This window comes from Streptomyces sp. R-74717 (genome assembly GCF_047305335.1).
GTDB classification, from domain to species: domain Bacteria; phylum Actinomycetota; class Actinomycetes; order Streptomycetales; family Streptomycetaceae; genus Streptomyces; species Streptomyces atratus.
In genome coordinates this window covers 5,061,293-5,078,905 of sequence record NZ_CP102361.1, presented here as the reverse complement: position 1 = coordinate 5,078,905, position 17,613 = coordinate 5,061,293, and the positions used below count along the sequence as shown (strand labels likewise).

General features: G+C 67.3%; 12 protein-coding genes and 1 tRNA gene. 1 reads left to right on the top strand and 12 read right to left on the bottom strand.

From position 1 onward, the window contains the following. Positions 1-40 precede the first annotated feature (40 nt). The 3 genes from NRF20_RS23155 to NRF20_RS23145 all read right to left on the bottom strand — a co-directional run bounded on the left by NRF20_RS23155 (position 41) and on the right by NRF20_RS23145 (position 3,631). Positions 41-1,414, bottom strand: a complete 1,374-nt coding sequence (locus tag NRF20_RS23155) for a hypothetical protein (protein ID WP_413753205.1) — start codon at positions 1,412-1,414, stop codon at positions 41-43. Beyond that, positions 1,414-3,261 (bottom strand): VWA domain-containing protein, encoded by a 1,848-nt coding sequence (locus tag NRF20_RS23150; RefSeq protein WP_398628607.1) that lies wholly within the window; start codon positions 3,259-3,261, stop codon positions 1,414-1,416. Before NRF20_RS23150 ends, NRF20_RS23155 begins: the two co-directional genes overlap by 1 nt. A 235-nt stretch (positions 3,262-3,496) precedes the next feature. Further along, positions 3,497-3,631 carry a DLW-39 family protein gene (locus tag NRF20_RS23145; protein WP_003958712.1) on the bottom strand — a complete coding sequence of 45 codons (135 nt, stop codon included), beginning with the start codon at positions 3,629-3,631 and terminating at the stop codon, positions 3,497-3,499. A 319-nt stretch (positions 3,632-3,950) separates the two neighbouring features. On the opposite strand from NRF20_RS23145, the gene NRF20_RS23140 reads away from it, so the two are divergent. Further along, positions 3,951-4,322, top strand: a complete 372-nt coding sequence (locus tag NRF20_RS23140; protein ID WP_398628382.1) for a DUF6344 domain-containing protein — start codon at positions 3,951-3,953, stop codon at positions 4,320-4,322. Between the two features lie 301 nt (positions 4,323-4,623). On the opposite strand, the gene NRF20_RS23135 is transcribed toward NRF20_RS23140, so the two are convergent. The 9 genes from NRF20_RS23135 to dnaA all read right to left on the bottom strand — a co-directional run bounded on the left by NRF20_RS23135 (position 4,624) and on the right by dnaA (position 17,389). After that, positions 4,624-4,697, bottom strand: a tRNA-Ile gene (locus tag NRF20_RS23135). A 70-nt stretch (positions 4,698-4,767) separates the two neighbouring features. Then, complete coding sequence (locus tag NRF20_RS23130) at positions 4,768-5,352, bottom strand: DUF3566 domain-containing protein (RefSeq protein ID WP_114245508.1); 585 nt, start codon at positions 5,350-5,352, stop codon at positions 4,768-4,770. Between the two features lie 93 nt (positions 5,353-5,445). Beyond that, a complete protein-coding gene (gyrA, locus tag NRF20_RS23125; RefSeq protein ID WP_398628383.1) occupies positions 5,446-8,076 on the bottom strand; it encodes a DNA gyrase subunit A in 2,631 nt (876 codons plus the stop codon). Between the two features lie 46 nt (positions 8,077-8,122). Further along, positions 8,123-10,210, bottom strand: a complete 2,088-nt coding sequence (gene gyrB, locus NRF20_RS23120) for a DNA topoisomerase (ATP-hydrolyzing) subunit B (protein WP_323180702.1) — start codon at positions 10,208-10,210, stop codon at positions 8,123-8,125. Positions 10,211-10,612: 402 nt separating this feature from the next. Then, positions 10,613-11,176, bottom strand: coding sequence for a DUF721 domain-containing protein (locus tag NRF20_RS23115; protein WP_114249157.1), 564 nt, complete (start codon positions 11,174-11,176; stop codon positions 10,613-10,615). 14 nt (positions 11,177-11,190) lie between these two features. After that, positions 11,191-12,321, bottom strand: a complete 1,131-nt coding sequence (recF, locus tag NRF20_RS23110) for a DNA replication/repair protein RecF (protein WP_398628384.1) — start codon at positions 12,319-12,321, stop codon at positions 11,191-11,193. Between the two features lie 86 nt (positions 12,322-12,407). Then, complete coding sequence (gene gnd, locus NRF20_RS23105; RefSeq protein WP_093895043.1) at positions 12,408-13,286, bottom strand: phosphogluconate dehydrogenase (NAD(+)-dependent, decarboxylating); 879 nt, start codon at positions 13,284-13,286, stop codon at positions 12,408-12,410. 131 nt (positions 13,287-13,417) lie between these two features. After that, entirely contained in the window at positions 13,418-14,548 is a 1,131-nt protein-coding gene (gene dnaN, locus NRF20_RS23100) for a DNA polymerase III subunit beta (RefSeq protein ID WP_093895044.1), read from the bottom strand. Between the two features lie 1,038 nt (positions 14,549-15,586). Beyond that, positions 15,587-17,389, bottom strand: coding sequence for a chromosomal replication initiator protein DnaA (gene dnaA / locus NRF20_RS23095; RefSeq protein WP_266359824.1), 1,803 nt, complete (start codon positions 17,387-17,389; stop codon positions 15,587-15,589). Positions 17,390-17,613 lie beyond the last annotated feature (224 nt).

Genomic DNA, 17,613 nt, shown 5'->3' with positions numbered 1-17,613 from the left:
GGCCGGAGCCCCTGCCGTACGCGGCGGCTCCGCCCCCCGGCTACCAGGCCTGCGGCGGCCCTCCGTGCGGCGATTGCCCGCCCCCGGCCGGGCCTCCCGCAACCGGACTGTTCGAACCGATCGCGGCCGCCTGAGCGGCGACCGCACGGCGCCGTGCCAGCAGCGTCCACACACCCAGCCCGAGCACCAGCACCGCACCCACGCCGATCCCGGCCACGCCGACCATCCTCATGGTGTCGCTCTCGGCCGCCTCGGGACCGCTCTGGCCGCTCCTCGCCATGTCCTTGTCGTCCTGTGTGACCGAGAAGATCCCGGCATCCCCCGTGTACGGCGACTTCTTCGCCGTCCCCTCGACCTTGATCCTGAGGGTCAGCGGAATCGCCTTGTCGCCGTACGACTTCGCGACCTCCGGGCTGAGGGACACCGACAGGTAGTACCAGCCGGCGAACCGCATGGCACTGTCGCTGCTGGTGGAGTCGTAGCGGTTCTCGTACGCCACCGGAGGCAGCGGATCCATCGACACGGAAGCGGGCTTGCCGGAGTACGACAGCGGCGACGCGTCATCGACATGGCCGTGCGCCGGGTTGTCCAGTGACATCGCGAGCGCGTTGCCGATGTATTCGTCCGAGGCGTTGTTGTTGCTCAGGTCGGCGGTGGCGAAGATCTGCTGGCCCCAGTCCACCGGCACCCGGTAGAAGCGGGTCTGCCCAGGTGCGATGCTGTCGTGCCACTCGCCGGTTTCCAGGCTGGTCGCGTCGTAGTAGCCGGTGCCGCCCGACCGTCTCTGCGGGGCTGTGGTGGGCGGCGCGGGCGACGCCGACGGCCAGTTCTCCGGCGCCTGGGTCGGCATCGAACCGCCCGCTTCCAGCTGCGGCTCCGACTTGTACCGCAGTTCCAGGTCCCACTCGTCGGATGCCGAGGTGGCCTTGCTCTCCCGCTCGATCAGGACGTTGTACGTTCCTGCTTTCTGACAGGTGCTGCTGTCCTTCTGCGTGATCCGGTAGGCGTACGCCGCGATCGGACGCGGAAATTCCGCCGACTCGAACCGTGCGTCCTCCGAACTGCACTGCAGGTCGGCGTTGTCCCTGATGCTGACCGTGATGCCGTCCCCGTAGGCAACCTGGCCGCCGCCCTTGGGCACGGCCACCGCCGAGACGTACGCGTTCGTCTTGTCGTCGAGGTCCAGACGGTAGTAGAGCTTCTCGCCGCGCTTGATCGAGCTCTTGTAGACCGATCCGGGCGTGAGCGCCGACGCCTCGGTGCTGACCTCCGCACCGCTGACCTTCTTCGCCCCGGGATCGAAGGTGTACGCAGCACTCTCCCCGTCCGCGTACGCCTGCCCCGGCAGCGCCGCCGCCACGCACATCGCCGCGACCATGGCCAGCGCCACCCGGCCCCTGTTGCGCTGCCTCATCACGCGCTTCCCCTCGTCGTCTGTGTGGCCCGCCCGCGACGCCCTCGTACGGACACGAGCCCCGCGATCACCACCACCACGGCGCCCGCACCGGCAGCGGCCGCAATGCCGGTCCATCCTGCCCCGCCCGTACCACCGCTGTCTTCGGCACCGCTCGAATTGCCGTTCTTGTCCGCCTTCTTGGCTACGGCAGGAGCATGGTGCTCGGGGCCGGCCAGCTCGTCGCCGAGCACCGACACCCGCAGTACCACACCGATCTGCGGGTTCTCCGCGATATCGGCGGCCCTCGCCCCCAGCGTCACCGAGATGTAGAAGTCACCCCCGGCGTGTACGGGCTGGACGTTGGAGCGGTACTCGTAGCGGTTGGTCCAGGCGACCGGCACCCCGCCCATCCTGATCGCCGACGGCCGACCGTTGTACGTGGCCGTCGAGGTGAACTCGCCGCCTCCGGTGAGCGGGAAACGAGCGGGGGTGAACAGCTGGGTCGCCCCGTACGAGTACGGGGAGGTACCGCGCTCCACCGTGGGCTCGTTCGCGAACTCCACGTCGTAGCGCACCTGCTGGCCCCAGCCGGCCGGGACCTTGTACCAGAGGGTCTGCGACGGAAGGATCCGGTCGCGCCACACGCCCCGGCCGAGCTCCTTGGCGTCGTTGAAGCCGGTACCGCCCCGCACATCGCGGGGGTCGCCGGTGGGCAGCACGGCGTCCTTGCCGCCCTTGCCGTACCCCGGCTGAGACTGGGCGGGCGTGACGCCCTTCTCCAGCGGCGCCTCCACCCCGTAAAGGAGCTCGAGCGGCCAACGTGCGGCGTCGGAGCCCTGCTTGCTCTCCCGCTCCACCACCAGCCAGTACCGGCCCGCCCGGTCGCAGGCGTGGTTGCCCTCCTCCGCGGGGATACGGGCGACCGCCGAGGTCAGCGGGGTCGCGCCCTCCTTCTGGTAGAAGTGCGCGGTGTCCGTCACGCAGGAACTGCCGGTGCCGTACACGATGCCGGTGCGCAGTGCGTCGAAGGTGTCGACGGCCGCCCCGGGCTGCGGCACCGCCGTCGCCGAGAAGTCCACCGTCGAAACGGCATCCAGGTCGACGGCGTAGTACCGCTTCTCACCGGGTCCGATGGTGTCCAGATACTGCCCTGGTACGAGCACGGGTGCCGCCGCACCCGTCGCCGTACCCTCGACCCGCTCTCCCCGGAACCGGTAGCCGTCCGCGGAGAGTTGCGACGCCCGTTGCAGCTGCCGGGCCAGCGCCTCGGCATCCGGTGCTTCGTAGTAGCGGCCGTTGCCGGCCGCCGCGATGCATTCGAGCTGTTCGCGCGCCGCGCCCTTCACCTGGAAGCCGACCGTGTCGATCCGCAGCCCGACACCCTCCTTGCCGAGCTGCTCGGCGACCTCGCAGGGCTGCGGCGTACCGCAGTTGTCCTCGCCGTCGGAGATCAGCAGGATCGTGCGCGTGCCGATGGCACCGCCCGCGGGCCGCGGAAGGTCCTCAGCGGCCTTCTGCAACGACAGCGCGATGGGAGTGTCACCCTTGGGCTGTACGGCCGCCACAGCCCGCTTCACGGCTTCCCGGTCGAGCCTCTGCACCGGCTGCACGAGCCTGGTGTCCGTGCAGCCCCGGGGACGGTCCGCGCCGTACACCCGCACTCCGGTCGGATATCCGTCGGGAAGGCCGTCGACGACGGTGCCGACGGCGGTACGGGCGCTCTCCATCCGGGTACGCCCCGTGCCGTCGTCGTCCCCCATGGATCCGGACGAGTCGAGCACCATGACCAGGCTGCTGCCCGAGCCGGGCAGAGGTGTCTCCGAAGTGGCGGGTGCACCGCCCGGTGCCGCCGCCGCGGCCGGCATCGCGCCCGCCACCAGGGCGAGCAGCGCCCCGCCGGTCCATGCCCCTGCAGCTGCGGTACGGCGGTGGTCGTCCCGTGCCTTCACCCGTGCCCTCTCGACCGAAAAACCCGGCTGTTTTGCTACCGCAACCTATTGATTTGCTTAGGTGAACTCAAGGGCGCAGGTGTCACGGTCCCGCAACAGCACGAAGCCCCGGCCGCTCAGCGACCGGGGCCCGCAATCAGGCTGTTCTGTCTCACACACCCGAACCTGCGGGCACGGAGTCAGTCGCCTCCGTCCACAGATCCTGCTCGGCGCGATCCGCCTGGATCTGGCGGTACACGAGGAGCCCGCCGATGGCGGCCAGTGCGACCAGGAGAAGCTTCTTCACCGCGCGACCTCGTCTTTCCTTGACGTAGGGGACTTCTGCCGCCCGACTATACACACCGGCCGATATCGATCGGTGACCTGCCTGCGGCCCAACTGGCGTCCAGGGAAAAGCGATCATCCAAGGATCGCTCCGCGGTTCGTCCCGGCAGGAGGACCCGGCCACGTCGATCACCCCGCACAAGGCGGTCAAGGCCAGTTGAACCATACGAGTGGTGTTCATCTGAAGATCTGCGGATCGGTTGCGTCGGTCCACGAAATCGCGGGCCACATCCACATCATCGGAAAGGTAAGCAAACCGGACCACCCGAAAGCGAGGGGCCATGAGCACCGTCAAGGCCAAGAACATCTGGACCGCCTTCGTCACCGCCTTCTTCGCACTCCTCGCCGCACTGGGGCTCATGAGCACCCCGGCGGCGGCCACGGAGTCGAGCACCACGGAGCCGACCACCACGAACCAGGAGCACACGGGTGCGACCGCGGCAACCGCGACCACCCCGTCGGTGCGATGGACCCTTCCGCGTGACAGGGCGCTGCCACCCACGATGAAGCAGCGCATCCGCGCCGAGGCACACGGCTCCTCACCCGCCACCCGGCATCTGTCCGCAGACACGACGGACGCCATGGAGACCAGGAACACCGCCCGCGCCGCCCACGGAGCCCCGGCGGGGGACGCATCCCTCCTCCCACCGTGAGAGCCGAGCAACTGACACACAGAGCCCCCTGGGCCGGTTCACACCGGACGGGGGCTTCTTCATGCGCTCAAGCCCCGCTCTGCCCCCGTCGGCGCGGGAACACGGCCGGGAAGGTTTCCCTGCACGCGCCAAGGCCCGAGGCCTGGGCGCGTACAGGCACCGAGACCGCCCCGAGACCGCGTCCCCCAACCCCGTAACCCCTACCCCTGCGCATGCACGCACCCTCGGGGACACATCACCACCGACCACACGCAGAAGGCCCGGTATCTCCGAAGAGGTACCGGGCCTTCAACTGTCACTGTGGGGCTAACAGGATTTGAACCTGTGGCCTCATCCTTATCAGGGATGCGCTCTAACCAACTGAGCTATAGCCCCGCCGCGCTGTGCGCTGACTTCTGAAGATTAGCGCACGTCGGGGCCAGTCCCAAAATCGATACCCGGCGCTCTACTCGTCCTCGGCCAGCGTGAGCTCGATACCGCCCACGAAGCCCGCCGACAAGTTGTAGATGAAGGAGCCCAGCGTCGCCAGCGCGGTCGCCAGAACCACATCGATCACAGCGATGACCGAGGTGAAGATGAGGACCCGCGGCAGCGACAGGAACGACTGAAGATCGAAGCCGTTGTTCTCGTTCGAGCCGGTGGCCTCGCTGATCGTGCCGCCCACGGTGGAGAAGACGCCCATCGCGTCCATGACCATCCACAGCACCGCGGCCGCCACCACCGTGCAGATACCGAGCGCGATGGAGAGCAGGAAGCTGACCTTCATCACCGACCACGGGTCGGCCTTGGCCACCCGCAGGCGCGCCTTGCGGGTACGCGGAGTGGTCCGCGCCCCTGTCCGCGGCCGCCGGGCCGCCTGCGCGGCGGCGGCGCCCTGCGCACCGCCCTGTGTCCCGCCCGCGGGCGAGGGGTACGCCTGCGGCGGGTGATACGGCCCGCTCGCCTGCCCCGGTGCGGGCTCCCGCTCACCGGGCAACGGCCCGGTCGCGTAACCCTCGTACTGGGGCTGAGGCCCCCGAGTATCCGTCACAGTGCCCCCTTGGGAGTCCGTGGCAGGGCCACGGGCACCGTTCGCTCCAGCTCCGGAAGCGGCCGAACCGGCGCCCGTGGCTCCACTCACGCTCTACTCCTCGTGCTCCCCGGCCGAAGGCGACGCGCCTTCGACATTGCCCTCGACCGTGCTCTCGGCAGCCTCTGCCGTCGCGGTCTCGGCGTCCTCGGACCCCTCGACCTCTTCGGCCTCGCGGCCGGCTTCGGCGTTACGAGCGATACCGACGACGGCATCGCGCTTGCCCAGATTGATCAGTTGGACGCCCATGGTGTCACGGCCCGTCTCCCTGACTTCATTGACTCGCGTACGAATCACACCGCCGCCGAGCGTGATGGCGAGGATCTCATCCGTCTCCTCGACCACCAGCGCACCGACCAGCGAGCCCCTGTCCTCCACGATCTTGGCAGCCTTGATGCCCAGGCCACCACGACCCTGAACGCGGTACTCGTCGACGGGAGTCCGCTTCGCGTACCCACCATCGGTGGCAGTGAACACGAACGTACCCGGCCGGACAACATTCATCGAGAGCAGTTCGTCGCCTTCGCGGAAACTCATGCCCTTGACGCCCGAAGTGGCACGGCCCATCGGGCGCAGCGCATCGTCCGTCGCAGTGAACCTGATCGACTGGGCCTTCTTGCTGATGAGCAGCAGATCGTCCTCGGCCGACACCAGCTCCGCACCGATCAGCTCGTCGGCAGTGCCTTCGGCGCCATCTGCCGTCTCCCGGAGGTTGATGGCGATGACACCACCGGAACGCGGCGAGTCATAGTCCTTCAGCGCGGTCTTCTTCACGAGACCGCCCTTCGTGGCCAGGATCAGATAGGGCGCGGCCTCGTAGTCACGGATCGCCAGGATCTGGGCGATCTGCTCGTCCGGCTGGAAAGCCAACAGGTTGGCGACATGCTGACCACGGGCATCGCGGCCGGCGTCCGGAAGCTCGTACGCCTTCGCCCGGTACACCCGGCCCTTGTTCGTGAAGAACAGCAGCCAGTGGTGCGTCGTCGACACGAAGAAGTGGTCGACGATGTCGTCTTCCTTCAGCTTCGTACCGCGCACGCCCTTGCCGCCGCGCTTCTGCGAGCGGTAGTCGTCCGTCTTCGTACGCTTCACATAGCCGCCGCGCGAGATCGTGACGACGATGTCCTCCTCGGCGATCAGGTCCTCGATGGACATGTCACCGTCGAAGGGCACCAGCTTGGAACGCCGGTCGTCGCCGAACTTCTCGACGATCGCCGCCAACTCCTCGCTGACGATCTGACGCTGCCGCTCCGTCGACACCAGGATCGCGTTGTACTCGTTGATCTTCGCCTGGAGCTCGTCGTGCTCGGCCGTGATCTTCTGGTGCTCCAGCGCGGCCAACCGGCGCAGCTGCATCTCCAGGATCGCGTTCGCCTGGATCTCGTCGATCTCCAGCAGGCCCATCAGGCCCTCGCGCGCCACCTCGACCGTCTGGCTGCGCCGGATGAGGGCGATGACCTCGTCGATCGCGTCCAGCGCCTTGAGCAGACCACGCAGAATGTGCGCCCGCTCCTCCGCCTTGCGCAGACGGAACTTCGTACGCCGGACAATGACCTCGATCTGGTGCGTCACCCAGTGGCGGATGAACGCGTCGATCGACAGGGTGCGCGGCACACCGTCGACCAGCGCCAGCATGTTGGCGCCGAAATTGGTCTGCAGATCGGTGTGCTTGTACAGGTTGTTCAGAACAACCTTGGCGACCGCGTCCCGCTTCAGCACGACGACCAGACGCTGACCCGTACGCGACGAGGTCTCGTCACGGACGTCCGCGATCCCGCCGACCCTGCCGTCCTTCACCAGGTCGGCGATCTTCTGCGCCAGGTTGTCGGGGTTGGTCTGGTACGGAAGCTCCGTGACGACCAGGCACTGCCGGTTCTGGATCTCCTCGACCGCGACGACCGCACGCATCGTGATCGAACCACGGCCGGTGCGGTACGCCTCCTCGATGCCCTTGCGGCCCACGACGAGTGCACCCGTCGGGAAGTCCGGGCCCTTGATCCGCTCGATCAGCGCGTCCAGGAGCTCCTCCTGCGAGGCCTCCGGGTGCTCCAGGTACCACTGCGCACCCTCCGCGACCTCACGCAGGTTGTGCGGCGGGATGTTGGTCGCCATACCGACCGCGATGCCCGCGGAACCGTTGACCAGCAGATTCGGGAAGCGCGCCGGCAGAACCGTCGGCTCCTGGTTGCGGCCGTCGTAGTTGTCCTGGAAGTCGACGGTCTCCTCGTCGATGTCCCGGACCATCTCCATGGACAGCGGCATCATCTTGCACTCGGTGTACCGCATGGCGGCGGCCGGGTCGTTGCCCGGAGAACCGAAGTTGCCGTTGGAGTCCACCAGCGGCATGCGCATCGACCACGGCTGCGCCAGTCGCACCAGTGCGTCATAGATCGACGAGTCACCGTGCGGGTGGTACGTACCCATGACGTCACCGACGACACGGGCACACTTGTAGAAGCCCTTCTCAGGCCGGTAACCGCCGTCGTACATCGCGTACAGCACCCGGCGGTGGACGGGCTTGAGACCGTCCCGTACGTCGGGCAGCGCACGCGAGACGATCACGGACATCGCGTAGTCGAGGTAGGAGCGCTGCATCTCCGTCTCGAGCCCCACGGGCTCGACACGCATGCCCACACCGGCGGCGGGCTCCTCTTCAGGTGTCACAGGGGTGTTCTCGTCGGCCATTGCTGGTCAAAGTCCTTTCGAGCGGCGGCTTGCTGGTACGGCCGACTCAGATGTCGAGGAAGCGGACGTCCTTGGCGTTGCGCTGGATGAACGAGCGCCGCGCCTCGACGTCCTCGCCCATCAGCACCGAGAAGAGGTCGTCGGCCTGCGCCGCGTCGTCCAGCGTGACCTGGCCGAGGACCCGGTGGTCGATGTCCATCGTGGTGACGCGCAGCTCCTCGGCGTTCATCTCGCCGAGACCCTTGAAGCGCTGGATCGAGTCTTCCTTGATCCGCTTGCCGTTCTGCTTGCCCAGCTCGACCAGGGCGTCGCGCTCCCGGTCCGAGTACGCGTACTCGAAGTCGTCCCGGCCCCACTTGATCTTGTAGAGCGGCGGGCGGGAGAGGTACACGTGCCCGGCCTCGACCAGCGGCCGCATGAAGCGGAAGAGGAACGTCAGCAGCAGGGTATTGATGTGCTGACCGTCGACATCGGCGTCCGCCATCAAGATGATCTTGTGATAGCGGAGCTTCTCGATGTCGAAGTCCTCGTGGACCCCGGTACCGAAAGCCGAAATCAGCGCCTGCACCTCGGTGTTCTGCAGGATCTTGTCGACCCGGGCCTTCTCGACGTTCAGGATCTTGCCGCGGATCGGCAGGATCGCCTGGTACATCGGGTTACGGCCGGACTTCGCCGAACCACCGGCGGAGTCACCCTCGACGATGAAGATCTCGCACTTCGTCGGGTCGTTGGACTGGCAGTCGCTCAGCTTGCCCGGCAGCGAGGCGCTCTCCAGAAGCCCCTTGCGACGGGTCAGATCACGCGCCTTGCGGGCCGCGACACGAGCCGTGGCCGCCGCGATGCCCTTGCGGATGATGTCGGCCGCCTCGTTCGGATTGCGGTCGAACCAGTCCGTGAGGTGCTCGTGGACGACCTTCTGGACAAAGGTCTTCGCCTCCGTATTGCCCAGCTTGGTCTTCGTCTGACCCTCGAACTGCGGCTCACCCAGCTTCACCGAGATGATCGCCGTCAGACCCTCACGGATGTCGTCACCGGTGAGGTTGTCGTCCTTCTCGCGCAGCAGCTTCTTGTCCCGCGCGTACTTGTTGACCAGCGTGGTCAGAGCCGCACGGAAACCCTCCTCGTGCGTACCGCCCTCGTGCGTGTGGATCGTATTGGCGAAGGAGTACACACCCTCGCTGTACTGCGTGTTCCACTGCATCGCGATCTCGGCCGAGAGGAGACGCTCCTTGTCCTCGGCCTCGATGTCGATCACCGACTGGTGGATGACATCGCCCTTGCGGGAGTTGAGGTACTTCACGAAGTCGACGATGCCGCCCTCGTAGTGGTACGTGACCGTACGGGCCTGCTCCTCCTCGGCGACCTCGGCCACCTCGGCGACATCCGCACCGGCCGTCGCCTTCGCCGACTCACGCTCGTCGGTGAGCTTGATCGTCAGGCCCTTGTTGAGGAACGCCATCTCCTGGAAGCGGCGCGCCAGGGTCTCGAAGGAGTACTCGGTGGTCTCGAAGATGTCCCCGTCGGCCCAGAAGGTGACCGACGTACCCGACTGCTCGGTGGCCTCGTTACGGGCCAGCGGAGCGGTGGGCACGCCGAGCTTGTAGTCCTGGGTCCAGCGGAAACCGTCCCGCTTGACCTCGACGGAGACGCGCGACGACAGCGCGTTCACCACGGAGACACCGACACCGTGCAGACCGCCGGAGACGGCATAACCGCCGCCACCGAACTTACCGCCGGCGTGCAGCACGGTCAGCACGACCTCGACCGCCGGCTTCTTCTCCGACGGCACGATGTCGACCGGGATGCCACGGCCGTTGTCGATCACACGGACCCCGCCGTCGGCGAGGATCGTGACGTCGATCGTGTCCGCGTGCCCGGCCAGAGCTTCGTCGACCGAGTTGTCGACCACTTCCTGCACCAGGTGGTGCAGGCCACGCTCACCGGTCGAGCCGATGTACATGCCAGGTCGCTTGCGGACCGCGTCCAGGCCCTCGAGGACGGTGATCGCACTCGCGTCGTACAAGGATGCGACCTCGCCCGGGGCAGTTGCCCCGCCGCTCTCACCGGGCGTGGACGGAATGTTCTCGTTGGGGTTGCCGGAATCGGCCACGAAGCGCCCTTTCTGGCACAGCACAGGCCGTTCTCCGGACACTCGGGAGCGGCTGCGTCGTTCGGCTTGTAATCGACGACTCCCGCGAAGATGCGGGATTCTCCACCAGTCTACCGGTAGCACCGACATGAATGGGGGTTTGCCGGTACCTGAGTACGCATGTGCCGCCCTGAATGAGCGCCTGACGACTCCCCATATTCAGGACGGCCCCCCAAGAGGCTCACGCGGGCATTGAGCGCTTCGGCCTGTCAACCTCTCACTACCGTGAGGGACGCCCCACTCCCCCCGTGTGGTTTCAACCACCGCACACCGGCACAACACGGACGCGACGGACAGCATCACCGAGAAGACAGCACAAGGCCATGACTCGAATCGGAACAGAGCCCCAAAGAGCTCAGAAACAAGGAAAAGCCCAGTTCAGAGGCCTCATCCGTACGTATCGCCAGGACCGGTGCTCCCCGGCGCCCGCAGTGGACCGAACCTGCGCTGCGGACCCCCCGGCCCCAACACCTTGATCAACCTCACCGTGCCATGCCCCAGATCCGCATTCAGCCGGGCCACCAGCTGAGGCGCCAGCAACCGCAGCTGCGTCGCCCACGCCGTCGAATCGCACTGCACCGTCAGCACCCGCTCGTCCGGATCCTCGTCGTACCGCAGCGGCACACAGTGATTGGCCAGATCCTCACCGACGATCTGCGGCCAGCGCCCCATCACCCCACCCACCGCCGCAGGCGTCTCCCAGCCACGCTCAGTGATCAGACGATTGATCGCAGCACCCAACGGCAACGGGTCACGCCCATCCGCCCGCGCCCCCGAACGCAGCCCACCACCCCGCCTGGCCTGCTTCTTCTGCTGTGCCGCAGCACCACGCGCCCGCGCCTGCTCCTTCGCCGCACGCAACGCCACCCGCGCCAGATCGACACCCGACGGCTCCGGCTGCTTCCCTTCCACCGGCCGCTCCTGCGACTGCTCCCCGGAAGCCCCGGACACCTCACCCCGGCCGCTCACAGGCGCTCCACCCCACCCGCGGACACCGCATACCGCGCCCCCGCCAGCACACCCGGAACGTCATCGTCCACCGCAGCCGTCACCAGCACCTGCTCGCCCGGAGCCACCAGCTCCGCCAACCGCTCACGACGACGCGCATCCAGCTCGGCAAAGACATCGTCCAGCACCAGCACCGGCTCGTTGCCCTCGCCGCGCAGCAGATCGTACGAAGCCAGCCGCAGCGCCAACGCATACGACCAGGACTCACCGTGGCTGGCGTACCCCTTGGCCGGCATCCCCCGCAGACCCAGCAACAGATCATCACGGTGCGGACCGACCAACGTCACACCCCGCTCGATCTCCTGCTTACGCACATCCACCAGGGCCGCGATCAGCAGCTCGTACAGCTCCTCACGCGTACGCACCGAATCCACACCCGCACCGACCGAACTGCGGTACTCCAGCGCCACCGGACCACCACCCGGCGCCACATCCCCATACGCCTTGTCAGCCAGCGGCTGCAACGCAGCGATCAGATCCAGCCGCTGCGCCAGCAGCTCCGCACCCACCCGGCCCAGATGCTGGTCCCACACATCGAGCGTGGACAGATCCATCGACCGGCCACCGTGCCTGCGCGCCATCGCCGCCGACTTCAGCAAGGTGTTGCGCTGCTTCAGCACCCGCTCGTAGTCCGAACGCACCCCCGCCATCCGCGGCGAACGCGCCGTGATCAGCTCGTCGAGAAAGCGCCGACGCTCCCCTGGGTCCCCCTTGACCAGCGCCAGATCTTCCGGCGCGAACAGCACCGTACGTACGATCCCCAGCACATCACGCGGCCTGACCTGCGACGATCTATTGATCCGGGCCCGATTGGCCTTGCCCGGATTGAGCTCCAGCTCGACCAGCTGCGAGCGCTCGCCCTGCGTCACGGCAGCCCGGATGACAGCCCGGTCCGCGCCCATCCGCACCAGCGGCGCATCGGAGGAGACCCGATGGCTGCCGAGCGTCGCAAGGTAGCCGACAGCCTCCACCAGATTCGTCTTGCCCTGGCCGTTGGCTCCCACGAAAACGGTGACGCCCGGATCGAGAGGTACCTCGACCCGGGCGTACGAGCGGAAGTCGGCCAGCGAGAGATGCGTGACATGCATGGGTGTACGCCGACCTTCCCGGCTTCCTGCTCCGTGCTCCGTAGTCACGGGTCGGACACCTCGGCCCGGCCCGCTCCTCGTTGCGGTTACTTCTTGTTCTCGACCGCGTGGCCGCCGAACTGGTTGCGCAGCGCGGCGATCATCTTCATCTGCGGGGAGTCGTCCTGCCGCGAGGCGAAACGTGCGAAGAGCGACGCGGTGATCGCGGGCAGTGGCACCGCGTTGTCGATCGCGGCCTCCACCGTCCAGCGGCCCTCGCCGGAGTCGGCGGCGAAGCCACGGAGCTTGTCGAGGTGCTCGTCGTCGTCCAGCGCGTTGACCGCCAGGTCGAGCAGCCAGGAACGGATGACCGTGCCCTCCTGCCAGGAGCGGAAGACCTCGCGCACATCGGTGACGGAATCGACCTTCTCCAGCAGCTCCCAGCCCTCGGCGTAGGCCTGCATCATGGCGTACTCGATGCCGTTGTGGACCATCTTCGCGAAGTGGCCGGCGCCGACCTTGCCCGCGTGGACGGAGCCGAAGTCGCCCTCGGGCTTCAGCGCGTCGAAGACCGGCTGGACCTTCGCCACGTTCTCGGCATCGCCGCCGTACATCAGCGCGTAGCCGTTCTCCAGGCCCCAGACGCCGCCGGAGACGCCGCAGTCCACGAAGCCGATGCCCTTGATGCCCAGCTCGACCGCGTGCTTCTCATCGTCCGTCCAGCGGGAGTTCCCGCCGTCCACGACGATGTCACCGGGCGAGAGGAGCCCGGCCAGCTCGTCGATGGTGGCCTGGGTCGGCGCACCGGCCGGCACCATCACCCAGACGACCCGGGGGCCCTTCAGCTTGCCCACAAGCTCTTCGAGGCTGTGGACATCGGAGACGTCCGGGTTGCGGTCGTAACCGATGACGGTGTGGCCTGCGCGGCGGATGCGCTCGCGCATGTTGCCGCCCATCTTGCCGAGGCCGACGAGACCGAGCTCCATCAGAGATTCCTTAAGCGTTGTGCCGATTCGTACCCAAGGCCGAGCCTACGCCCGGCCTGGGACAGACCGACGGGCATGCTCGGCACTGAGCGTGCCCGTCGGGAGCTGCCGTTACAGGACCGATGGCCGGATCAGCCGGAAAGGCGGACCGGCATGATCAGGTACTTGTACGCGTCATCCGCCTCGGCATCCACGGCCGGACGGCCGCTGAGCAGCGCAGGCTTGGTGGACGTCGTGAACGAGAGCTGGGCGACCGGCGAGTCGATGGCGCTCAGCCCGTCCAGCAGGAAGGTCGGGTTGAAGGCGATCGAGATGTCGTCACCCTCCAGCACCGCGTCGACCCGCTCCACAGCCTGTGCATCATCACTGGAACCCGCCTCCAGGATCAGCACACCCTGCTCGAAGCTGAGCCGCACCGGAGTGTTCCGCTCGGCGACGAGAGCCACACGCTTGACGGCCTCGACGAACGGAGCGGTCTCGATGACCGCGACCGAGTTGAACTCGGTGGGGAACAGCGTCCGGTACTTCGGCAGATCGCCTTCGAGCAGTCGCGTGGTCGTACGCCGGCCCGCGCCCTCGAAACCGATCAGGCCCTCACCGGCACCCGAGCCGGACAGCGCCAGAGTCACCGTGTCGCCGCTGGTCAGTGCCTTGGCGGTGTCCAGCAGCGTCTTGGCGGGCACCAGGGCGACAGCCGAGGCATCCGGGTTCTCCGGCTTCCAGAGGAACTCGCGGACCGCGAAGCGGTAACGGTCGGTGGAGGCCAGGGTGACGGTCTCGCCCTCGATCTCGATCCGCACACCGGTCAGGACCGGCAGCGTGTCGTCACGACCCGCGGCGATGGCGACCTGAGCGGCGGCCGAGGCGAAGACCTCACCCGGGACCGTGCCGGTCGCGGTCGGCATCTCAGGCAGCGCCGGGTACTCCTCCACAGGAAGGGTGTGGAGTGTGAATCGCGAGGAGCCGCAGACCACGGTGGCCCGTACACCGTCTGTGGAAATCTCCACCGGGCGGTTGGGGAGGGCGCGGCAGATGTCGGCGAGCAGCCGGCCGGAGACCAGCACCGTGCCGTCCTCCTCGACCTCGGCATCCACCGAGACCCGGGCCGAGACCTCGTAGTCGAAGCTGGAGAAGCTGAGGACGCCGTCCTCAGCCTTCAGCAGAAGGCCCGCAAGAACGGGCGCCGGCGGACGGGCCGGGAGGCTACGGGCCACCCAGGCCACAGCCTCCGCGAGTACATCGCGCTCCACCCGGATCTTCACCGGAACCGCCTCCTGCTGTTGCTCGCTCGCCCTGCTGGCCTTCGTCGTCTGATCGGGTCTCCCGCCGATGACAGCGGGAGGACGCCGGGGACCAGTCTGACGTACGGCACCGACACTCGGTGCTGCTCGGGGTCAAGTCGCGACAAGAGGTCCGGAGAGGTCCGGCGCCGAGTTGTGCACAGGCCCCACTTCGAAGCGGATTCCGGGCTAACTCTAGGTGGCAGTAGTAGTAGGGCCTGTGGAAACCGTGGATAACGTCGTTTTCGCAGGTCAGGCCCAGCTTTTTGTCCACCGACCCTGTGGGTGGCACCAGTGGACAACCCGGCGCTTCTGTGGACACGCGAAAGTTCTGCACACCCGATGCACAGGACAGGGGGGGTTCTCCCCAGGGCTGTCCCCAGCTTTACCCACGTTCCCCACAGCCCAACCTGCCCTCTTGGTGTGACGCCTTTCACTCGGCGCAGTGAAAGGCGGTGTTGCGTTGCCGAACAGTGGACAGGGGTGTGGAGAAGCTCAAGGAAGCTGGGGACAACGTGGCCCGGACTGTGGGCCGCCGGTGGACAACATCATCGGCTCTCTGTGGACGAATATTTTGTCCACAGGCTGTGGATCACTGTTGACCACAAATCCCCAGGCCCTTGACCTGGCCTGATGGAGTATCGACAGTCGCCCCTGTGGAAGCAATATGGACAACTTCCTGATCCCCAGGCTGTGGAGGGAAAAATCGCCCCGGATCTGTGGAGAACGGCCGGTCGGCGCCGGGTATTCGAACACCGCGACTGCATCGGAGCCCCAGAGGCCGGGGGCGGAAGGGCCCTCCGGGGCTCCGGAAGGACTCGGTGAGGGGCTCAGGGAAGCCTTCAGGAGGGGGCGGGACGGCTTCAAAAGGACTTCGAGCGGCACCTGGAAGCCCGCCGGGACGCCCTCTGGAAGGGCTTCGGGCACGCCTTGGGCAACGGAGAAGGGCGCCTGGGGAACCCTGTGAGGGTTCCCCAGGCGCCCTTTCAGCGCGTACGGAGAGCGAGTGCCGGTGGTCCGTCAGCCGTTCTTGATGCGGTTGGTGAGCTCGGTGACCTGGTTGTAGATGGAGCGTCGCTCCGCCATCAGCGCACGGATCTTCCGGTCCGCGTGCATCACCGTCGTATGGTCGCGGCCGCCGAACTGCGCACCGATCTTGGGCAGCGAGAGATCGGTCAGCTCCCGGCAGAGGTACATGGCGATCTGGCGGGCCGTCACCAGCACGCGACTGCGCGAGGTTCCGCAGAGATCGTCGACCGTCAGACCGAAGTAGTCCGCGGTCGCCGCCATGATGGCCGTCGCCGTGATCTCCGGAGCCGAGTCCTCGCCACCCGGGATCAGATCCTTCAGCACATGCTCGGTCAGCCCGAGGTCCACCGGCTGGCGGTTGAGACTGGCGAAGGCCGTGACCCGGATCAGCGCCCCCTCCAGCTCCCTGATGTTCCGGGAGATGCGGGAGGCGATGAACTCCAGAACCTCCGGCGGGGCGTTGAGCTGCTCCTGCACCGCCTTCTTGCGGAGGATCGCGATCCGCGTCTCCAGCTCCGGCGGCTGCACATCGGTGGTCAGACCCCACTCGAAACGGTTCCGCAACCGGTCTTCCAGGGTCACCAGCTGTTTGGGCGGCCGGTCCGAGGAAAGCACGATCTGCTTGTTGGCGTTGTGGAGCGTATTGAAGGTGTGGAAGAACTCCTCCTGCGTCGACTCCTTGCTCGCCAGGAACTGGATGTCGTCGACCAGCAGGATGTCCACATCGCGGTAGCGCTTGCGGAAGGTGTCGCCCTTGCCGTCGCGGATCGAGTTGATGAACTCGTTGGTGAACTCCTCGGAGCTCACGTACCGCACCCTGGTGCCCGGGTAGAGACTGCGGGCGTAGTGCCCGATGGCGTGCAGCAGGTGGGTCTTGCCGAGTCCGGACTCCCCATAGATGAAGAGCGGGTTGTACGCCTTGGCAGGTGCTTCGGCGACAGCGACCGCTGCGGCGTGCGCGAATCGGTTGGACGCACCGATGACGAAGGTGTCGAAGAGGTATTTCGGATTCAGCCGGGCCGCCGGCTCGCCGGGGCCGGGCGTGGGAGCGGGCTGTGCGCCCATCGGCCCGGTGGCGCCGCCGGGCCGTCCGGTGCCGGCGCCGCCCTGGCGGTGCTGGGGGTCCTGCATGTCGTGGCGCTCGGAGCGCTGTTGCTCGTAACTCTGACGCTCGGGCGGCTGCGACCGGTAGTCGTGCTGCGGCTGCTGGGGGCGGCCGCCGCCGTACGGCTCGCGCCACTGTTCCGCCGAGGTGTCGCGGTCCTGGAATCCGCCGAGCCGGGGCTGCTGCCAGGAGAGGTCCTCCTGGGTGCGCGGCCACGCGCCGGGGTCGGGCCGCTGCTGCTGGTAGTCGGGGTAGGCGGGCCGGGCTGTCGGCATGCCGTCGTCGGAGGGCCGGTGTCCGTATCCGTCGTATGCGTCGTTGTGCTGACGCTCATCGTGCTGCGGTCCCTGGTAGCGGTGCTGCTGAGGCTGCTGGGACTGGTGCATTGGAGGCGCGGGCGGGCTCGGAGGTTCGCCCGCGGAGTCGTCGACAGTGATCGCGATGCGGATCGGGCGGCCGCACTCGCGGCTCAGCGTCTCGCTGATGAGCGGCGCGAGCCGGCCTTCCAGAACTCGCTTGCCCCATTCATTGGGGACGGCGAGCAGCGCCGTGTCGGCGACCAGTGCGAGCGGCTGGCAGCGCTCGATCCACTGCTTGTCCTTCGGCTCGATGCCCTGCTGGCCCTCCCCGAGGAGTTGCTCCAGCACTCGTGGCCACACTGCGGCAAGATCGGCAGGTACATCAGCCACAAGGCACGCTCTCTCGCTGGTCCCACGAATGTGTGGTTCTCGGGACGGGATGGGTCGGGATGGGTGAGGACCGGCAGGCAGGAAGAAAAAGAACCGGAGTTCAGCCACGGTAGTCAGGCCGACCCGCGTGGTTCAAGTTGTTGTCCACAGGCTGTGCACAGTGGGGGGTGCTGTGGAGCCGGTTTGACCGGATGGCGTAGCCGCGCGTACCGTGACCAGGTCGA